The organism is Arthrobacter sp. NEB 688 (assembly GCF_013201035.1).
Lineage (GTDB): Bacteria > Actinomycetota > Actinomycetes > Actinomycetales > Dermatophilaceae > Phycicoccus.
The window spans coordinates 448,552-465,167 of record NZ_CP053707.1; the positions used below are offsets into that span (position 1 = coordinate 448,552).

Annotated in this window: 17 protein-coding genes; 7 read left to right on the top strand and 10 right to left on the bottom strand. The window is 68.2% G+C overall.

The annotated features are described in order from the left end of the window. The first annotated feature begins 483 nt into the window (after positions 1–483). The 3 genes from HL663_RS02190 to HL663_RS02200 are packed head-to-tail and all read left to right on the top strand — an operon-like array spanning position 484 to position 2,614. Entirely contained in the window at positions 484–777 is a 294-nt protein-coding gene (locus HL663_RS02190) for a hypothetical protein (RefSeq protein WP_173026853.1), read from the top strand. Further along, on the top strand, positions 774–2,150 hold the full coding sequence (locus tag HL663_RS02195) for an endonuclease toxin domain-containing protein (protein ID WP_173026854.1): 1,377 nt from the start codon (positions 774–776) through the stop codon (positions 2,148–2,150). Before HL663_RS02190 ends, HL663_RS02195 begins: the two co-directional genes overlap by 4 nt. Then, positions 2,147–2,614, top strand: coding sequence for a hypothetical protein (locus HL663_RS02200; RefSeq protein WP_173026855.1), 468 nt, complete (start codon positions 2,147–2,149; stop codon positions 2,612–2,614). Before HL663_RS02195 ends, HL663_RS02200 begins: the two co-directional genes overlap by 4 nt. A gap of 207 nt (positions 2,615–2,821) precedes the next feature. On the opposite strand, the gene HL663_RS02205 is transcribed toward HL663_RS02200, so the two are convergent. Further along, a complete protein-coding gene (locus tag HL663_RS02205) occupies positions 2,822–3,610 on the bottom strand; it encodes a hypothetical protein (protein ID WP_173026452.1) in 789 nt (262 codons plus the stop codon). Positions 3,611–3,670: 60 nt separating this feature from the next. Continuing rightward, complete coding sequence (locus HL663_RS02210) at positions 3,671–3,919, bottom strand: hypothetical protein (protein WP_173026856.1); 249 nt, start codon at positions 3,917–3,919, stop codon at positions 3,671–3,673. Between the two features lie 337 nt (positions 3,920–4,256). Here HL663_RS02210 and HL663_RS02215 point away from each other — a divergent pair, with 337 nt between their 5' ends. Beyond that, positions 4,257–5,789, top strand: coding sequence for a P-loop ATPase, Sll1717 family (locus HL663_RS02215; RefSeq protein ID WP_173026857.1), 1,533 nt, complete (start codon positions 4,257–4,259; stop codon positions 5,787–5,789). 180 nt (positions 5,790–5,969) lie between these two features. Here HL663_RS02215 and HL663_RS02220 read toward each other — a convergent pair whose 3' ends face one another. Continuing rightward, positions 5,970–6,386, bottom strand: a complete 417-nt coding sequence (locus HL663_RS02220; RefSeq protein ID WP_173026858.1) for a hypothetical protein — start codon at positions 6,384–6,386, stop codon at positions 5,970–5,972. 658 nt (positions 6,387–7,044) lie between these two features. Between HL663_RS02220 and HL663_RS02225 the strand changes: the two genes are divergently transcribed. Further along, a complete protein-coding gene (locus HL663_RS02225) occupies positions 7,045–8,730 on the top strand; it encodes a tyrosine-type recombinase/integrase (protein ID WP_173026859.1) in 1,686 nt (561 codons plus the stop codon). Positions 8,731–8,798: 68 nt separating this feature from the next. On the opposite strand, the gene HL663_RS02230 is transcribed toward HL663_RS02225, so the two are convergent. The 4 genes from HL663_RS02230 to HL663_RS02245 all read right to left on the bottom strand — a co-directional run bounded on the left by HL663_RS02230 (position 8,799) and on the right by HL663_RS02245 (position 12,694). After that, the gene (locus HL663_RS02230) at positions 8,799–10,073 is read right to left on the bottom strand and encodes a site-specific integrase (protein ID WP_173026860.1); all 1,275 of its coding nucleotides are present in this window, start codon (positions 10,071–10,073) and stop codon (positions 8,799–8,801) included. A 29-nt stretch (positions 10,074–10,102) separates the two neighbouring features. Then, entirely contained in the window at positions 10,103–11,635 is a 1,533-nt protein-coding gene (locus HL663_RS02235; RefSeq protein ID WP_173026861.1) for a hypothetical protein, read from the bottom strand. Further along, positions 11,632–11,889, bottom strand: a complete 258-nt coding sequence (locus HL663_RS02240) for a hypothetical protein (RefSeq protein WP_173026862.1) — start codon at positions 11,887–11,889, stop codon at positions 11,632–11,634. Before HL663_RS02240 ends, HL663_RS02235 begins: the two co-directional genes overlap by 4 nt. A 142-nt stretch (positions 11,890–12,031) precedes the next feature. Beyond that, on the bottom strand, positions 12,032–12,694 hold the full coding sequence (locus HL663_RS02245) for a DUF4304 domain-containing protein (RefSeq protein WP_173026863.1): 663 nt from the start codon (positions 12,692–12,694) through the stop codon (positions 12,032–12,034). Positions 12,695–12,948: 254 nt separating this feature from the next. On the opposite strand from HL663_RS02245, the gene HL663_RS02250 reads away from it, so the two are divergent. After that, on the top strand, positions 12,949–13,230 hold the full coding sequence (locus HL663_RS02250) for a hypothetical protein (RefSeq protein WP_173026864.1): 282 nt from the start codon (positions 12,949–12,951) through the stop codon (positions 13,228–13,230). A gap of 52 nt (positions 13,231–13,282) precedes the next feature. Here the strand turns inward: HL663_RS02250 and HL663_RS02255 are convergent, their stop codons facing one another. Then, positions 13,283–13,744 (bottom strand): immunity protein RhsI2 family protein, encoded by a 462-nt coding sequence (locus tag HL663_RS02255; protein ID WP_173026865.1) that lies wholly within the window; start codon positions 13,742–13,744, stop codon positions 13,283–13,285. A 326-nt stretch (positions 13,745–14,070) separates the two neighbouring features. Here HL663_RS02255 and HL663_RS02260 point away from each other — a divergent pair, with 326 nt between their 5' ends. Continuing rightward, complete coding sequence (locus HL663_RS02260) at positions 14,071–14,691, top strand: hypothetical protein (protein ID WP_173026866.1); 621 nt, start codon at positions 14,071–14,073, stop codon at positions 14,689–14,691. Between the two features lie 124 nt (positions 14,692–14,815). Here HL663_RS02260 and HL663_RS02265 read toward each other — a convergent pair whose 3' ends face one another. Together HL663_RS02265 and HL663_RS02270 are read right to left on the bottom strand one after the other, a co-directional pair. Continuing rightward, positions 14,816–16,117 (bottom strand): hypothetical protein, encoded by a 1,302-nt coding sequence (locus HL663_RS02265; protein ID WP_173026867.1) that lies wholly within the window; start codon positions 16,115–16,117, stop codon positions 14,816–14,818. Continuing rightward, a complete protein-coding gene (locus HL663_RS02270) occupies positions 16,114–16,353 on the bottom strand; it encodes a hypothetical protein (protein ID WP_173026868.1) in 240 nt (79 codons plus the stop codon). The genes HL663_RS02265 and HL663_RS02270 overlap by 4 nt, the downstream gene beginning before the upstream one ends. Between the last annotated feature and the right edge of the window lie 263 nt (positions 16,354–16,616).

A 16,616-nucleotide genomic window follows, 5' to 3' on the forward strand; every position in this document is an offset into this window, starting at 1 on the left:
GCCCCTCCCACCGACGGGCGCGGACGGTTCCGGGCTTCGAGCGTCTGGGCCGGGCCGGCTGATCGCGGGCTGGGTCTGGTCGTCACACGCTGTGGGAGGCGAGGAGGTGCGTGACGTGAATGAGGTCCTGCACACCACCGCTGCGCGCCGCTAACTACCGCGCGACACCCCGCAGGCCTGCTTGCTCAGCGGCGGTGCCATCGGGTTGGGCGCTGGGGTCCCGGAGCTGACGGCGGAGCCGCCTTGCGCCCGCTGTTCGGTGCCAGGGCGGAGCAGACTCTGCGGCGTCGTCCCCTGCCAAGACGCGTCGCTGCCGGAAAGTTGCGAGAACTCGCACTCTGGCATCGTTCGCGCAGGTCAGCGCCTCGACATCCGCCGACGAGGGATACCAGCAGCCATGGTTCCGGTTGCGTCCTCGCGAGGTGTTCGTAGGTTGTCTGGTCGGGAAGGGATGAGGTTCTACCGGGTCGAGGGGGTTGTGCGGTGCAGGGGTTCGAGGTGGACCCGTCGACGTTGGTCGACGAGGCGAGGTCCTTGGACGCGGTTGTCTCGGGCGTGGCTTCTGGACGCCTCCAAGGGGTCCGGACGGGGCACACCGGTGTCGGGGAGCTCGACCGTGCGGTCGGCAGCTTCACTCACGCTTGGCAGGAGGGGCTGCAGGTGATGCTCGAGGACGCCTCGGACCTGACGGACGGGATGCGAGCGGCCGCCAGACGGTACCTGGACCTGGACGCTGCTGCGGCCGAGCGGCTGCGCTCGCAGCAGCCGGAGCGATGAGCGCCTGGGGCGACCTGTCCGCCGGCCTCGCGCCGCGTGACCTGGTCCGGGGCGATGAGAGCGGCTTGTTGCTGGCCTCGCTCGAGCTGGAGTCGTGGAGCTCGGTGATCCAGGACGTCATCGACGGGTACAGCTCGTCGGCACCGCTGTGGGAGGGGCGAGCCCGGGAGCAGTGGACGCGGCGCACCACGGCCGAGGGACGTAGGTGGCGGGTCGCGGAGTCGGCGTTCCGCACGGCTGCCGACGCGCTCGATGCCTACCGCGGTGCGCTGCTCGGGGCGCGGGAGACCGCGCACGAGGCTCGCCGCCTCTGGGACAGGGGTGTTGCCGCCGCCCAGGCGCAGGAACGGTCCCTCGCCCAGCAGCGCTCGGCCGCGCGCGCCACTGGGAAGCGCGTCTTCGTCGAGCCGGTGCTGAGTGCCGGCGACGCCGACAAGGAGAGGGCTGCCCGCCTCCTGGAGCAGGCCCGGGCAGGGCTGCAGGAGGCAGGGCTACAGGCGGCGCGCACGCTGCGGAGCCTCGCTGAGCTGGCGCCTGAGCGGAAGTCATTGACGCAGTCCCTCGCCGAGCTGAGCAGTCCCGCGATCTTCGCTGCCACCTGGTGGGCCCGGATGAGCGAGCAGGACCGGCACGCCGCGGGGACCGACTTCGCCGGCCTGATGAACCACGACCCCCAGGTGATGCGCGAGTTCGGTGCCGGCATGGCGGCCGGCGCCGGCGACGCGCTGATCTCGATGAACCACAACGCCGGCCCCGAGATGTCTGAGGCGTGGAAATCGCAGACGAACGAGTGGGCGTGGCAGCACCAGATGGCCCCGGGCGGTCTGGCCATGTCCGGCGGGATCCTCGTCGGGGGCGAGCTGGTCAACTCCATCTCTGGCCCCGAAGGGCGCGCCGCCACCGCGACCGAGCGAGCGGCTCAACGGCTGCTGCGCCGTCTGGAGCGGTACGAGCGGCGCTACGGGATCACCGACCCCGTCCAGATCTGGGACAAGGTCGGTCCCTTGCGCCGCGGGATCATGGTCGAGGCGCACCACGGCGGCAACCTGCCCGGTGGGTTCAAAACCATCGACATCTGGGACGAGCGCTCAGGCAGCGCCACGAGCGTGAAGTCGATGGACCTTCGTGCGCCCACCTACTCCAGCGATGCCTCGGTTCGCTCCACCCTGAAGGGCTACGTCGACTCGATGGCCGACTTCGAGGGCGCCCGGCGAGGCGAGGTGCGGATCACCAGGTTCGACGTCACGTCCCGCAACCTGCTCGTCGTCATCCCACCCCAGGCCAGCACCCCGGCGCACCATGCCATCGTGGAGTCGATGCAGGAGTACGCCCGCAGCGTGGGCGTCACCATGACACTGAAGGAGTGGCCGTGAGCGGGGACGCGACGGTGGAGGTCTTCCGGTTCGACTCGCAGATCCTCATTACTCACCTCACGCGCGAGCCGGGCGAGGGATGGCTCGAGACCGACTACTACGAGCTCCTCGCCGAGGACGTCGACGACGAGGACCTCGGACGGGCAGTGCTCGCCGCGATGTACCCCAGCGGCGACCAGCGGCCCGTGCGGGCCGGCCACGCCCTCTACCCGGGCCGGCTCGGCGTGCCGAGTGAGGGCATGGTCCTCAACAGTGGACAGTCGGCGACGATCGCCCAACGAGCGGGCGGACCTGTCCACGTCGACACCATGAACAGCCAAGGCTCCAAGGGCGCGTGGACGCGCAGCCGAGGCGACTTCACCCAACAGCTGGAAGAGGCGAAGGCCATCCCGCTCGGTCGCGCCGTGCGTCAGGCACTGGAGGAGTCCCACCGCGTCGAGCCACCTCGGTCCGACGGCCCCTGAGCGGCACGATTCGCGGACGCCGTAGCTGCCCCAGTGCCGCGCCGATCGACTGAGCTGGATCCCATGACATTCGGCGGCCGAGGCCATCCAAGACTCGCCTTGGGCCAAGGACGCTCCCTTGGGCGACCTCCTCGCAGGATCGAGGCCAGCCGGCGCGCTCCGACTCAACGGTGGCGCTTCGCGCCGATCGCCCAACTGCCGGCACGATCAGCCCTTCGAGCGACTAGAGGGACGCAGCGGGATGTGACGACAGGCTGACGGTGTGCCACCGCACGTCTCGCAAGCTTCGGGTGGGGTCTCGGCGAGCCACCGATCGACGGTGCGAGGGAGCCACACCGGTCGGCCCTTGCCGGTCACCCAATCGGGTTCGGGCAGGAGGTGGCGCTTAGTGCGCACCACGGAGTCGCTGAGCCCGATACGCCGGGAGATGCTCTCGATCGTCTCCACCCCTTCCAAGCCTGTGGGGGCGGGCCGCGGGAACGGCCCGTGAGGGCGGGTGAGGCGCTGGACGACATGGGCGAGGACGCCGAACTCATCGGCGATCGCGGCCAGTGAGCGGCGTTGCTGGCGGGCCTCGACCCAGGCCTCGATCGATTCCCGCGAGGGCAAGGGGCCCCAGTCGCGGGTGGCCCGGGTGACGCTCTGATGAGAGACCCCGTCCCGTGCGGCGATCTCCTTGACCCGGACTCCACGCCTGCGGTCACTGACCCACCGGGCGCGACGCTCCTCCAGAAGCACCGGGGACAAGTAGGCGCGGCCCACATGCTGATCGGGCGGCGGGAACGGCCCGAAGCGGCCCGTCGCCTTGAAGACCGCCCGCTCGGAGACCCCTGCTCGCCGCGCGATGAGCGCAACGGATTCCCCGGCCCGGCGTCGCGCGAGCCATTCGAGCTCAGGGTGGCTCTCCGACACGGTGACGAATCTAATGTCCCGCGCTGGTTGCAGCCCGGTGCGATGCGGCCGCGTGACCTGATGCACGCTCACACGCTCGCTCATGCCGATGACTGGGATCGGCCCCAGAGGAACAGCCGAGGGTGCATGGCGCGCTCTTCCCGGCTACAGGCGAGCCAACCATCCGCTGTCGTGATCCCGCCACCCGCAAAGGCAGCACTCGACGTGGTCCCAGTGCTCCTCCTCAGTGACCCACTCCTTGTCCAGGATGGGCTCGCCATTGCCCTGCCTGCCGCGCACAAGGCAGCGCGTGACGCGCCGCGTGTCGCGCCCCAAAACGATGGTGGAGCTGTGGCCGCACTCCGGGCAGTTAATCTCTTCGGGGAAGTCGTACTCGTCAAAGATGTCGGTCATGCTCGACACGGTCCGGTGTGCCGCGGGGACGTCAATCAGCCTTGCGAGGGCTGGCCCGAGAGGGTGCAGCTCACTCAGTGACAGGCCCGCTGGCCGTTGGTTTGGTGACTGTATACGTATCCCTCTAGGCGACTCGGGCGCGCGTCGCCTACCCATGCCGCGGATAGGGCGGTACGGTCAGCCAGCGCTGGGGGCCTAGCGGTAGAGAGCGATATCCAGGTTTACGGTCGCGTAGAATCTGGTAGGGACAGTGCCACGACATGCTGCTTGATTGGCGGGTCAAGCTGAACTCGCGTGTCATCATCGCGATGAGTTCGACCTTGAGGGGGTTTGGCCTGTGACTGGCCTTGATTTGAATGCTGTTCGGGATATTGTGCGCTCCATTTCGATGGGATCGCGAGTAGCAGAAGATGAGAGACAGGCGCTTTCTGCATACTTTGTGGAGACAGAGAACTGGCGCAAAGTTTTCGAGGGCGAAGTTGATGTTGTCTTCGCCCCGAAGGGTGGCGGGAAAAGCGCAATATATTCGATGCTCATGTCTCGCGAAAGTGCGCTATTCGATCGCGGCATTCTGCTGACCACCGCCGAGAATCCCAGCGGGCAGACCGCTTTCGCTGAGGTTGAAAAAGCCCCCCCAACTAGCGAAGACGAGTTCGTGGGCCTCTGGAAGACCTACTTCCTCGCACTCATCGCACAGACCTTCAACTCTTACGACATCAACTCTCCGAAGGCTAACGAGCTTATTGCGCTCTTGGAGGGCGCCGAGCTCGTCAAGCCCGACGGTACCCCGAAGAAGCAGATTCTTCATTTTGTGATGGACTATGTTAAGTCATGGTTCCGACCGGCCGAATCGGTAGAGGCTGAGCTTCGCATGGACCCTTTAACGGGGATTCCGATAGTGAAGCCGAAGATCACGTTCACGGAGCCTACAACCGCGGAAAGATCGAACGGCTTCGTAGCTATCGACGACCTACTACTCAAGGCGGACGAGGCTCTCGAGGCCGAGACGCTAGACGTGTGGATTCTGCTCGATAGACTCGACGTTGCATTCGCCTCTGAACCGGAGCTGGAGGCGAACGCCCTAAGGGCTCTTTTCCGCGTCTACCGTGACATTCAGGCCCTTGACCACCTCAAACTGAAGATCTTCCTTCGAAGTGACATCTGGGACGCAATCACGCGGCAGGGCTTTCGCGAAGCAAGTCATATCACGCGCGATCTACGAATCACTTGGAGCGAGAGCGCCCTAATGCAACTTGTAGTGCAACGCCTGCTCCAAAGCAATGCTTTAGCCCAGCATTACTCCGTGGATCGCGATCAGGTGCTCGCGAGTGCACAGGCTCAAAAAGCCCTCTTTTACAGCGTCTATCCCGCTCAAATCGACCAGGGAAGCAAGAAGCCTGCCACGTTCGACTGGTGCCTCACTCGCACCAAAGACGGCACAGGCACGAACGCGCCACGCGAACTAATACATCTCTTATCTGAGACTAAGAACGAGCAGCTTTCTCGATTTGAGATCGGGCAAGCCACCCCCGAGGGGCATGCCATATTCGATAGGCAGGCATTCAAGGACGCCTTGCCTCAGGTTTCCGAGGTCCGGCTAAAGCAGACGCTGTACGCCGAGCACCCCGCCCTGCGCTCATATCTCGAGCTGCTGGAGGGCCAGAAGACCCGACACAATCATGCTAGCTTGGCGCGACTGTGGAGCGTTTCTGAGGAACAAGCGCAGGCTGTTTCCGAAGACCTTGTCCGGATTGGCTTCTTCGAAGCACGCGGAGAGGACTACTGGGTGCCGTTCATGTACCGCCATGCGCTGTCCTTGGTTCAGGGCTCAGCGGAAGAGGTTGGAACTGTCTCTTCCGACGACGACTAGATTGGTCCTTCCAGATGTGGTCGTTCAGCACGAGCACCACCAGGGCCAGGACGGTCACCGGTGAGCCGAGCCATCGGAGCGCTACCGGCCAGCGTGTCGCCCGCTCCCTGCTCCCCCGGCCCACGCACAGAGCCTGCCCGAGCAGCCGAGCCTGCGGGTCACGATCGAGGATCTACGAGGTCACGACCTCGAAACGGCAGCGCGCCAACCGCGTTGGTCGCGAGACTCACGCAGCAGCTCGCCGAAGCCCATAAGCGCCTCCAGTTGCGCAACGGCGTCTGCGTCGGGTGCTGAACTGTCCGCCGGCAGGCGCCCCGTCAGCCGGAGCACGGCGGCGTCCGCGATGTCCGCGGCGTCCCAGCCCATCCGACGGTCGGTAGCGGCGTAGTCGGCCAGCAGCGGCAGGGTGCGCTCGCTCGGGTAGAACAGCGTCGCCGTAATGAGGGCGGGTGAGGTCAGGTGTCCTTGGCACGTCTCGAGCGCGTCGTGCACCGGGTCGCAGAGGGCCTCGTCGTGGCGGGCGATCGCGTACCAGCAGCCCATCACCAGGGGGCGCCAGCCGCCCGCAAGCATCAGCCGCACCTGCTCGTCGGTCACGGCCCGGCTGCGGCGCGCGACGCTGCAGGACGCTGCGGTCGGCGTCGGCGGCGGCGGAGCCCATCAGCTTCATGTAGTGCGGGGCGACGAGGTCCATCCCGCCCAGCTCGAGGAGGCGATCGTCGGCAGCCATCATGGCGTCGGTGTCGGGGGTGCGCATGCCCGCAGACCGTAGCCGCCGTCCCCGACCCGCGCCCGGCCATGGCTCATCACCGCTGGAGGCGCTTCCTCCGCCGGCCGTGTCGCCCTGCGCTGCAGACCTTGCCCGAGGGGACCACGCCGTCCGAGCTCGCCCGAGCGCTCGGCATCCCGCCGAAGACGCTGCGTGCGTGGCTTCGCGCTCAGGGCTGGCAGTCGGTGCCCTATGAGCGCTGGCACCTCAGCGAGCAGCAGGCAGGCTAGGCCCGGCAGCACTTCACCGCTGGGCACCGACGCTCCTAGTTCGCTGGGGCACCGAGGATGGTCGAACCAGCGCCAGGTGAGGTCGTGTCGGCGGTGCGCTCAAGGCAGGCTGGTACCCAGGCACACAGGTGATGGACTACGCCAACCCTGACCGCTGGAAACCCCCCTTTTGAGCGGTCAAGGTTGACGCTGTCCGGCCGTCCTCGCAGGTCAGCCCCCATTGCCACGCGCGAGCGACTGCGCACTGTCTGCGCTCGTGACCGATGCGATCACCAGGCCCACCGAGGCCTCACCCCGTCCCCTGCCCACCGCCGCAGACGCTGCGCGCCGTACCCGACTGCACCGACTGCTGCCCGCCACCGGTGCCGAGCAGCCGCCACGGCCAGCGCGCTCGGTCGCGGAGCGGGTGCTTGCCGGACGCCCCGTGAGTGGTCTCGCCGCGACCGCGCCCGCCGCTGCAGGTGGCGCGTTCTCCCGTCACCGGCATCTGAAGGTCGCCCAGCCTCCGACCACCGTCCCGCCCGAGCGCATCGCCGGTGCGGCGTTCCTCGAGGAGGCCCACCGTGAGCTGGTCAGCTACTCGATGGCGACCGGCACGCGGCGGGGATACGAAGGCCACCAGGCCGCGTGGGTCCGGTGGTGCGAGCAGAGCGACATCGACCCGCGGTCGGCGACACCGCATGACGTGGCCCTGCACCTGACCTCCTACCTCCTCGGCGGCGAGGACGAGGCCGTGCGCGGCCCCGACGGGCAGCTGCTCGCCGCCATCGCCACCTCGACCCTTCAGGTCCGCCTGGCCGCCATCGATAAGTGGTTCGAGGTTGACGGGCGCGCGCGCCCCGGGCACGACCTCGAGGTCAAGACACTGATGCAGGGTGTGCGGCGGCTCTTCGGGGTCGCCACGACCCGCGCGAAGAAGCCGGTGCTGCTCGCCGACCTTCGGCTGCTGCTCGCGGTCGTGCGGCAGGCCCAGCTGCGCCCTCGACGGGACCTGGTCCTGGTCGAGGCCTCCCGGCAGTTGGGGGCCACCCCCGGCCAGCTCGCCCGCTTGGACTGGACCGACGTGGACCTCTCCGGCGCCGACGCCTACCTGGCGCTGCCACCGGACAGGCGCGGGGGCTCCCGCCGGCGGGTGCGACTGCGCGCGAGCGCATCTCACGAACGCTGCCCTGTCGAAGCGCTGCGCGCGCTGCATGAGGCCGCCACGGCCGACAGCACGGCTGTGTTCGGCGACGATGCCGGCAGGCGCCTGACGCGGCAGGCCATCGACAAGCGCCTGAGGACGGCAGCCAGTGTCGGCGTGGCCGCGCCGAGGGCGAGCACCAAGGCGCTGCGGGATGCGGCGATGCTCACGGTGGGTTGGTTCGCGGCGCTGCGCCGGTCGAACCTGGCAGCACTGAACTGGTCGGACCTGACCTGGACTCCTGACGGCTCGATCCGGGTGCGCCTTCGACGGTCCAAGACCGACCAGCAGGGAGCGGGAGCGTGGAACTGGCTGCCAGCCCTATCCGGCGACGCCGCCTGCCCGGTCGCAGCGCTGACCGCATGGCGTGAGCGCGTGGAGGAGCTGATCGGCGCCGACCCCCGTCACGTTCTCGCTGACCAAGCGTTAATCCCGGCGATGGACCGGCACGACCACCTCAAGCACCGTGGCGAGAGGTTGCAGCGGCTCCGAGGAGAGGCCGTCAACGAGCTGATCCAAGACCTCGCGGGTCGTGCCGGGCTCGCCGCGCCGGGTGCGACCGGTGCGAGCTCGATGGGTGGCCACAGCTTGCGCGCCGGGTTCGTGACACAGGCGTGCATCTCTGGCCTGCCGCTGATCGAAATCGCGAAGGTCACGCACCACGCGGACGTGCGCAGCCTCGGCGTCTACTACCGCCCGACCGACCGTTCATCGGAGAAGACGATCGCGGCGGTAGTGGCCGGAGCCGCCGGGTCTTGATGGGTCGGACCGAACTGCCCGGCCCCTCCGCGTCGCAGAGGGGCCGGGCTGTCGCTTCGCACGCGCGTTCAGTTGAAGTCGTACACGGGGTGCACCTCGTCCTCGATGCCGAGTCGGACGTATCGCGCCAGCTCAGCCTCGTCGTAGCGCATCGTGATGGCTGCGGTCTCGGCGAACGTGGCACCGGACCGGACAAGTGCGGTGGATGTGGTCACCCGCAGCGTCCTGGTGGCGATGAGGCGGCTGGGATCAAGGTCGGGCAGCGCCGACAGGACCAGCTCCCGGATAAGGTGGCGGGCGTTCTGCCTGGTCATGACACCCCACTTCCCGGCGTAGTGCGTCGCGAAGACCGGCCCGGAGGTTCGGCCCTGGCGCCGGCAGACCTCGAGCTGGTCTTCCAGTCCACAGGCCGGGCACATCGGGTCTGCCCCGCACATCTCGACGTCTGGTTCTACGTGCGGAACGGAACGGACCTGGACCTGCCCCGCACGAAGCTTCGCGACCCGGTAGGTCACCTCGTACCCGTCGTGGGTGACCCGCACGTCTTCGATGAGCAGGTTGGCGAGGCTGATCTGACGCAGGGCGTGATGGATGCCGAGCGCGAACCATGCGAGGTTGCGCACCCGTCGGTCGCGCGTGGGATCGCAGTGCACGAGGAGCCTATGAAAGTCCTCCGCCGAGAGGGCGCGCACCTCGCTGGGCGAGGACAGCCGAAGGCCTGCGCGCCGAGCGGCGCCACGCACCCTGGCGCGCAAGGCGCCGGCCTGGAGCGAGCACGTGCCTGCAGGGATGTCACCGTCGCGCGTCAGGATGCCGTACTCCACGCTCTCGGCTTCGATCTCGAGGCGGCGCCCCCGATAGGTCAGATCGCCGTTGGGCCCCGCTGCCACATCCAGCCCCTCAACCTCGGACCAGGTGGGCACAGCGCCAACTCGCGCCAGGGCCACCAGCCGGCGCAGGGCCAAGTCCGTGATCTCAGGGCGAGGAGTGGCGGCGTGGGCAGCCACTTGGTGCACCTCGGCGTCTGTCAACGGGCTGATCCGCTCCCTCGGTTCGGGACCGATCCGCTTGAGTGCGCCCAGGTAGCCATCGACGACTGGCCACTTCTCCCCGGTGCCGCCCAACTGGCGGATGCGCGCACGCAGGCTCTCTACGCGTCGGCTGGCGTAGCTGTGACGCATGCCAGGGCGCTCGGCGAGGAAGGCAACCACCACCTCGCCCGTGGGCCGCGACGCCTTGGCGCCGTGACGGTCGCAGAAGGCCTCCCATGCGGCCCAGTTCATGCTGTCGGTCTCCAGCGCGGTGTCCGCATAGCCGCTCCAAGCGAGCTCGTCGGCGAGCATCTGGAGGACGGTCGGTGAGATGTCCCCGTTCACTGGTCCACCTGCCCAGCGCCGTCGACGACCGCGCGTGACACCTCATCCGTCAAGGGCGCGAAGCTAAGCAGCCACTCACGCATCTGGTTCGGCTTGCGAAAACGGAGCACACGAAGCAGCTGTCCTTCAGTCGCGCCCCGCAGCACCAGATTCGAGGCGTGCATCTGACGCGCGGACTCCCACGTGTAGCCGGCCTCCCCCAGGCCCACGTCGCGCAGAAAGCGGATGAACGCGCTGCGCGCGGCGCCGACCGTGATGGCGTGCGAGGAGTCGTTGCTCCATCCTGTCGGTGCCACCAGCAGTGGCGCCGACCCAGGAAGACGATCCCCACGCGCGGCCTCCCGCACCAGTAGTAGCTCTCTCACAGCCGCGACCGCGCAGAGCGTCGGGTAGGGGATCGGCTTGACCCCGAACCAGTCTGTCCCCGGGCCCTGCTGCTTCATGCTTCGCGGCAACCTCACCTCGAGGCCGCCGGCCGCGCTGTCGGACAGTGCTGTTCGCACGTCGTCGAGGGTGAGGCGCGCGAAGATGTCCGAAGGGGTCAGCCCGCGCATGGCGGTCAGCTTGAGCGCAGTCAATGTGACCATCTCGCTCCTGGCCGAGCGCGTGCCAGCTCGGGCGACCAGCTGCCGGGCACCCGTGCGAAGTCGGGGTGCAACAGCGGACTGGTAGCTGAGGGGCTCCCCGGGGTGCAGGGTCAGCGCGGGAGACTGCCGCGCGCAGGACAGCAGGTAGGTGTGGATCGCCCTGTACAGAATCGGTCCTCCCGCCACCTGGCGGCCCTTCACAGAGAGCAGCCCCGTCCCAGCTCCGGCGCGGGGCAGCCGCAGATGATCGCGCACCATGCAGGCAGCGCAGGCCAGCCACACCTGCTCGGAGAAGAGGTGAGCACACGGGATCTGCACCATTCGTCCGGGAAGGATCAGGGTCACCGAGCCGTCGCCCTGGAGCGCCACGTCCTGATCGCGCAAGGACGCCAGCTCCTTGCACGTCAGTCGTGCGTCCAGACTCAGGATCGCTGCCACTGCGCAGGCGGAGTCGGCGCGGGTCCTCGGACCGGCCTCGCAGAGGGCCTTGAAGTCGCTCGGCGGCATCAGGGGCGCCGGGTCTGATGCCTTCGCGGTCGCCGCATAAGTCATTGCGCAGCTCCTGCGAAGGTTGCTCAGCTCATCAAGGCTGAACAACTCGAGGGGACAGTCTCGGCCGGCGACGCGGTAGGAGTAGCGCACGGCAGACAGCAAGATCTCCACCTGCCCCAAGCAGACCGCGCCGGTCCTGGTGTTGCCCTTGCTGAACCTGCGGATCTCTCCGCTCATGGCTCCGTCGAAGAGCGCCACGATCTCGGCCCGGCCCGCACCCAGCGGGTCCATGCCTCGCCCCTCGCACAGCGGCTTCCAGACCAGGCGAAAGGCGCCTTCGTACTTCTTTGCCGTGTCCTCGTTCACCGCGCTGGGCAGGACGGCCTTGGCCTCATCGATGAGGGAGTCCAAGTGCTTCCCCGCTTCCGACCAAGCGGTGGTGCTGGTCACGACAGGCCCTTGAGCGCGCGCCGTGCCAGGGTGAGGTCGGCCGAGCTGTAGGCGGCGTCAGCCAGGGAGTCGAGCCACAGCTGGAAGTGGTCGCTGTCCAGCGGGATGTCGAGGTGCCAGCAGGAGTCGGCGAAGGCCGCAAGGGCGGGGCCACCAGCGTGCTCCTCCGCCGCGCGGTCGCTCCCGATCGTGAGGAGGTCGTTCAGCACATCGTGCGGTGCGCAGCCCGTGCCGGGGTCATGGTGTGTGGTCATGACCGGGACAGTCCGGGGGACCTCCGCGCGCGCAACCCTTTACCGTGCGGCGTCGTCGCACGCTCATAGGCGAGCGCGCGGTTCGGCACGTGCCCCCTGTCGCCGCCAGCCGACCTCCCGGATCGCGGCATGTGCGGACGTCTCAGCAGTGACGGGCCGCTGCTGGCGTCGCCTCGTCGTGCTCGGACCGCGAAAGGGCGCGTTCTCGGATCCAATCTGCAGCCCCTTGCCAGGACTCACGGATCTTCGGGTCGAGGTCGGCCGTCATGCGTTCGAGAAGCGCATCGAGTTCCGGGCTGGGTCCCGCGTCAGATAGCAGGATGGCCTCGGCCCTGGCGAAGTAGGCCTCAAAGCCGTCCTTCTGCTTGATCTCGCCCAGCCCGTCGTCGCGTAGCTGGCTCAGGAATGTCGGGCGGTTCAGGAGTGCGTTCAGGCGCGGCCAGCCGTCGCGATCAAGGCGCGCGACCATGTCCAGGACTGCCGACTCGGCCGATGCAGGGGACCGGATGTCCCAGCGGGTGTCCAGCCTCTCGCGATACAGGCCGTACGACTCAGAGAGCGACTTGGGCAGGGGGCGACGCCGGCTGGAGAACTCCAGCCACGGGGCCGGCGCGACGGAGAGGTTGATGTAGCAGCTGGTCTGGTCGCGGTCGCCCCACGGGGACATCTGGACGTTGGCGAGGGCGACGTCGCCGGCATCGTTGATGCGCCGCCAGGTCGGCGCAGAGCCTTTGAAGCCTGCCGCGCGTGCCGAGGGGCCCATGTAGGCACGGAGCGCAACCCGCACAGCGTCCTTCACCGTCATGCGACGCATCGTCGCACCGCCGCGGCGGTACGACCAGGAGTGCGGCTTTGATCCGCGAAGCATCCTGACCGCGCCATGAGCGCACGTCTGCCGCTCACCGCCGATCAGTTCGAATTCGGTCGGGCCGATGGTCGTCGTGCCACCATCAAGCGTGACCAGTGCGGGCTTCGAAAGGACCAGACGTCGTCCCTGGCGTCGCCGAGCTGCGCTTACTCGGGTTCGAACCGCTTGAGGAGTACACCGGCGCGTTGCTCGTGGGCGAGATGTGGCCGGAGGAGCATCGCCGCTTTGTGCCCGAGACGAGAGAGTCCTGGCTGCGTGAGGAGCCGCAACTGGGTGGACGTCTGTGGTTGCTTCGCTCGCCGTGGCCGGGCTGGTCGTTGCGGGAGACGTTCAACGCGATGTGGGCCGGGCTTGAGAGGCCCGACGGCGAGTACGACCCGGACTACGTACTTGCCGGAGCGGCCGACTTCTTGCGATGGAGTGAGGGCGAGGCGATCAAGTGGCGGGTGCTCACATCGGACGACGTCGAGTAGCGCTCCGCAGCGCAAGAAGCCTTCGCGGCATGTGCGAGCACTCCAAGAATCGTTAGCCGCCGGGCAGTGACCCAAGGGGACCGGGGCCGGTGGCCTCGGACCGCAGGCTGCTCGGTTCGAGCCAGATGCGGACAATCAGATTGGTTTCCCTCGTCCCGGCGAGGGACCAGTCGGGAACTGAGTCCTTGAAACGCTGAACTACGTATTGCAGCCGAACCGCCAAGCCTTCGACGTAGCGGGTGGGGTCTCCCTGGCGCGTCCAGTCTGAGGTCTCGCCTTCAAGCGTGCGCAGCGTGAACATAGGCCAGTCGCCCATGCTCCCCCAGAACACCCTGGTGATGGTCCCGTCGAGGATGGTGGAGGGATAGCGCCCAGAGTCGATGGCACGCCACCAACGCCACGAACCAACCAACGCTGGGACCGGCGCTAGTCCTACGTCCGGCCGCTTTCGCGTGGCCTTCTGCATGGCGCGGACATGTGCTTTGTCGGCACGGAGGTCGTACTGGAGTTCCACGCGCTCACTCTGCCGCTTGCCTCGCTGCCCCGCCCGCTCATCGGCATGAGCGACTGTTGCGGGGGCCGAGGACGGTCACTCGCAGATCCGCTGAGTCGTGTGTTGGCGGCCTGAGCGCTGCTATAGATCCTGCTGCGGCCGCACCTTTCCTGCGATGCCAGTGCGGCCGCACCTTCAAGACCCGCTCGGTCTCTAGCAGTCATCCTGAAACGCTTCGAGCGCCTCCTTGGTCGCCGGAGGACCGCCGTCGACGTCAAGCACCTTCACCGGGAGCCCGATGGCATGGCCGATTGCTACGGGTCAGCGGCCCAGCACTCTTCGAGGGCATGACACGCAACGACCTCATGCCTCCCCCGCTCACCCTTCACACCTCGCACGGCCCTGCAGAACTGACGCTGCGGCTGAAGAAGAAGCCCGGGGTCCACGTCCGGGTGCGCCTGCAGATCTCCTCCCCCTCGCCGCGCAGGATCACGCACGAGCTCGACATCGACCCGACGACCACCACGTGGCACGGACCCGTCCGGATCGGTCCGGGCGAGAAGCTCACGCCCCTCCAGCGCGTTCTCCTGCGGAGCGAGCTCCAGTACGCGCTGCATCACGACCAACTGCGCGACCTCCTGGGCACGCCATGGGGGCTGCGCGCCCGGGCCTGCACCTACGAGCACACCTTTCCGAACGGGCACCGCCCGCCCCAGATCTCGGCGCACGAACTGCCCGTCACCGTGGAAGACCAGGCCGCTCTCCTCCGCGAGGTCATGCTCCTCAGCCGCGCATCCCTGCGGTACGACGAGGACGCCTTCCTCGCGCAGATGTGCCGTACCGTCCCGGACTCGTTCCTGCCCCTGGCGCTGGACATCTTCCGGGACACGCACGGACCGAACGCGGACGCCCAGCAGGCCACCGATCACGCTCTCCGCATCATCAAAGCCATCCAGAGCGACTCCTGACGTCACCAGTGAGGTGCGCCCACCGTGCCGGCTTCCGGCACGCCGTCGCCGGTCACGGCCGCCAGAGGACAGGACGAATACAGAGACTGGGCCCCAGCGCATCGCTGGGGCCCAGTCGTCGGTGCTACGCCACCTCCCGTCGGGGAGTCGCGTTGAGCGCAGCCGTGGCTGCTCTGAGCTCGTCGTGGATTCGAGCGGAGGCGTCCTTGCTCAGGAGCAACAGGGCGCTGATGGACTTCTGCGCGCTCTCGCCGTGACGGCGGACGATGGCATAGTCCCGAAGCGTCTCCTCCGCCCTCACCAGGTGTGCTTGCGCTGCGCGGACGTCGACCCCCTGCTCGTCACTGTCGTCACGTGCGGCGCCGACCCGGAGGAACTCACGCACGACGAGGTAGACGAGCTCGAGAGCGGTCTGGTCCCCGTCGAGGGCCACGACCCAGGCGGAGGGGCCGACACGCGCCAGTGGAACGGTGCCAGGCACCTCGCTTGTCGTGCGCACGACGGCGATTGCCGCTTGAGCGTCCCGATTCTCCGAGGCCGCCTGCAGTTCGCGAGCCAGAGCCGTCGGGCCCAGAGGACGCGTTCGGCTCTTGGCCTCGAACACCACGCGCACCGGCCGCTCGCTGGCCCCGACTACGAGTGTGGCGACACCGTCGCCGGTACGGCGGGTGGTTCCTGCCGCCGCCTCGGAGCCGGTCTCGGCGAACACGTCGCCGGCGGCGGTCACGACCGCGCGGGCGGCGGCCATGGAGTACGCCTCCCAGTCGTCGCCGACGGCTCGGCTGGACTTGCGCCCAGCTTCCTGGGCCGCGGACTCCGCCTGGACCTGAGCAGTCAGGGCCGACAACTGCGCCGACAGCTCGGAGCGCGTCGCGTCCAGCTGCGTCAGGACGTCCCGGCGCAGCATCTGCACAGGGCCCTCCCTATCGAGGCTGACCGCGTCGCGCACACTGGCGGCGTGGGCGCTCAGCGCGTCTCGGACCTGACGCAGAGCGGTCTCTTGTACCTCCGCCGTCACAGCTCGCACTGAGTCGCGGATGGTGTGCGCCTCACCAGCGAGCGCGGCTTCCACCCGAGCCGGCAGGTGCGTGAGCACCTGCTCGGCGGCCGTGATGACGGTCTGCTCGCCCGAGCGCAGCTGGGCGATCGTCTGGGTGAGGTCTCGACTGGCCGTGGCGGCGGACTGGTCGACCGCCTGACGGAAGCCGGCCAGGGTCCGCTCGAGGGAGCCAGTGTCGACCGAGGCCGACCCGAGCTTGAGCGCGACCAGACCGATGGGCAGAGCCCGCCGGACCAGGTCGAGGGCACCGGCAGGACCCGACGCGGAGACGGCAGCGGCGACGAGCGCCGCCGCCTCAGCGTTGACGATCGTGACGTCCCGCAGGAGCAGGCGGTCGGCGTGGACGATCAGCCCGTTGTCGTTCACAGGCGGACCCCCTGACGGGTTGCCGGCACAGGGCACTCTGGTGGCAGATTCAGGCGCGCGCGCCGGCACTGCAGGCAGTTGCCCGGTTCGCCGGCCGCGTCGTGGAGCAGCTCGGACTCCCACACGAGGAGCTCGATCATCCGCTCGTCGAGTTCCGGGAACGAGGTCGCGATCTCCTCTTCGACGAGGACCTGCTGGTGCCAGAGGAGGTTGGCATCGCAGGAGTCGTGAGCCATGGCCTCCGCCACCTTGATGGCCAGCTGGCACCACAGCCCCAGAAGGGCGACGGAGTGCTGCGAGCGGGGCGGTCTCGGAGTAGTGGCCGTTCCCAGCGGGAACAGCGGTTGGATGTCAGACACAGGTCCTCCAACAGGACGACCGTGGCGCGAGGGAGGATGCCCCCGCTGTCGCACGGGGGTCATCGACCCACTGACACTCCTTGCTGCCACCTCGCTGGGGACAACCTCTCTGGTGTCACCCGATGCGGGGACAGCGTTAA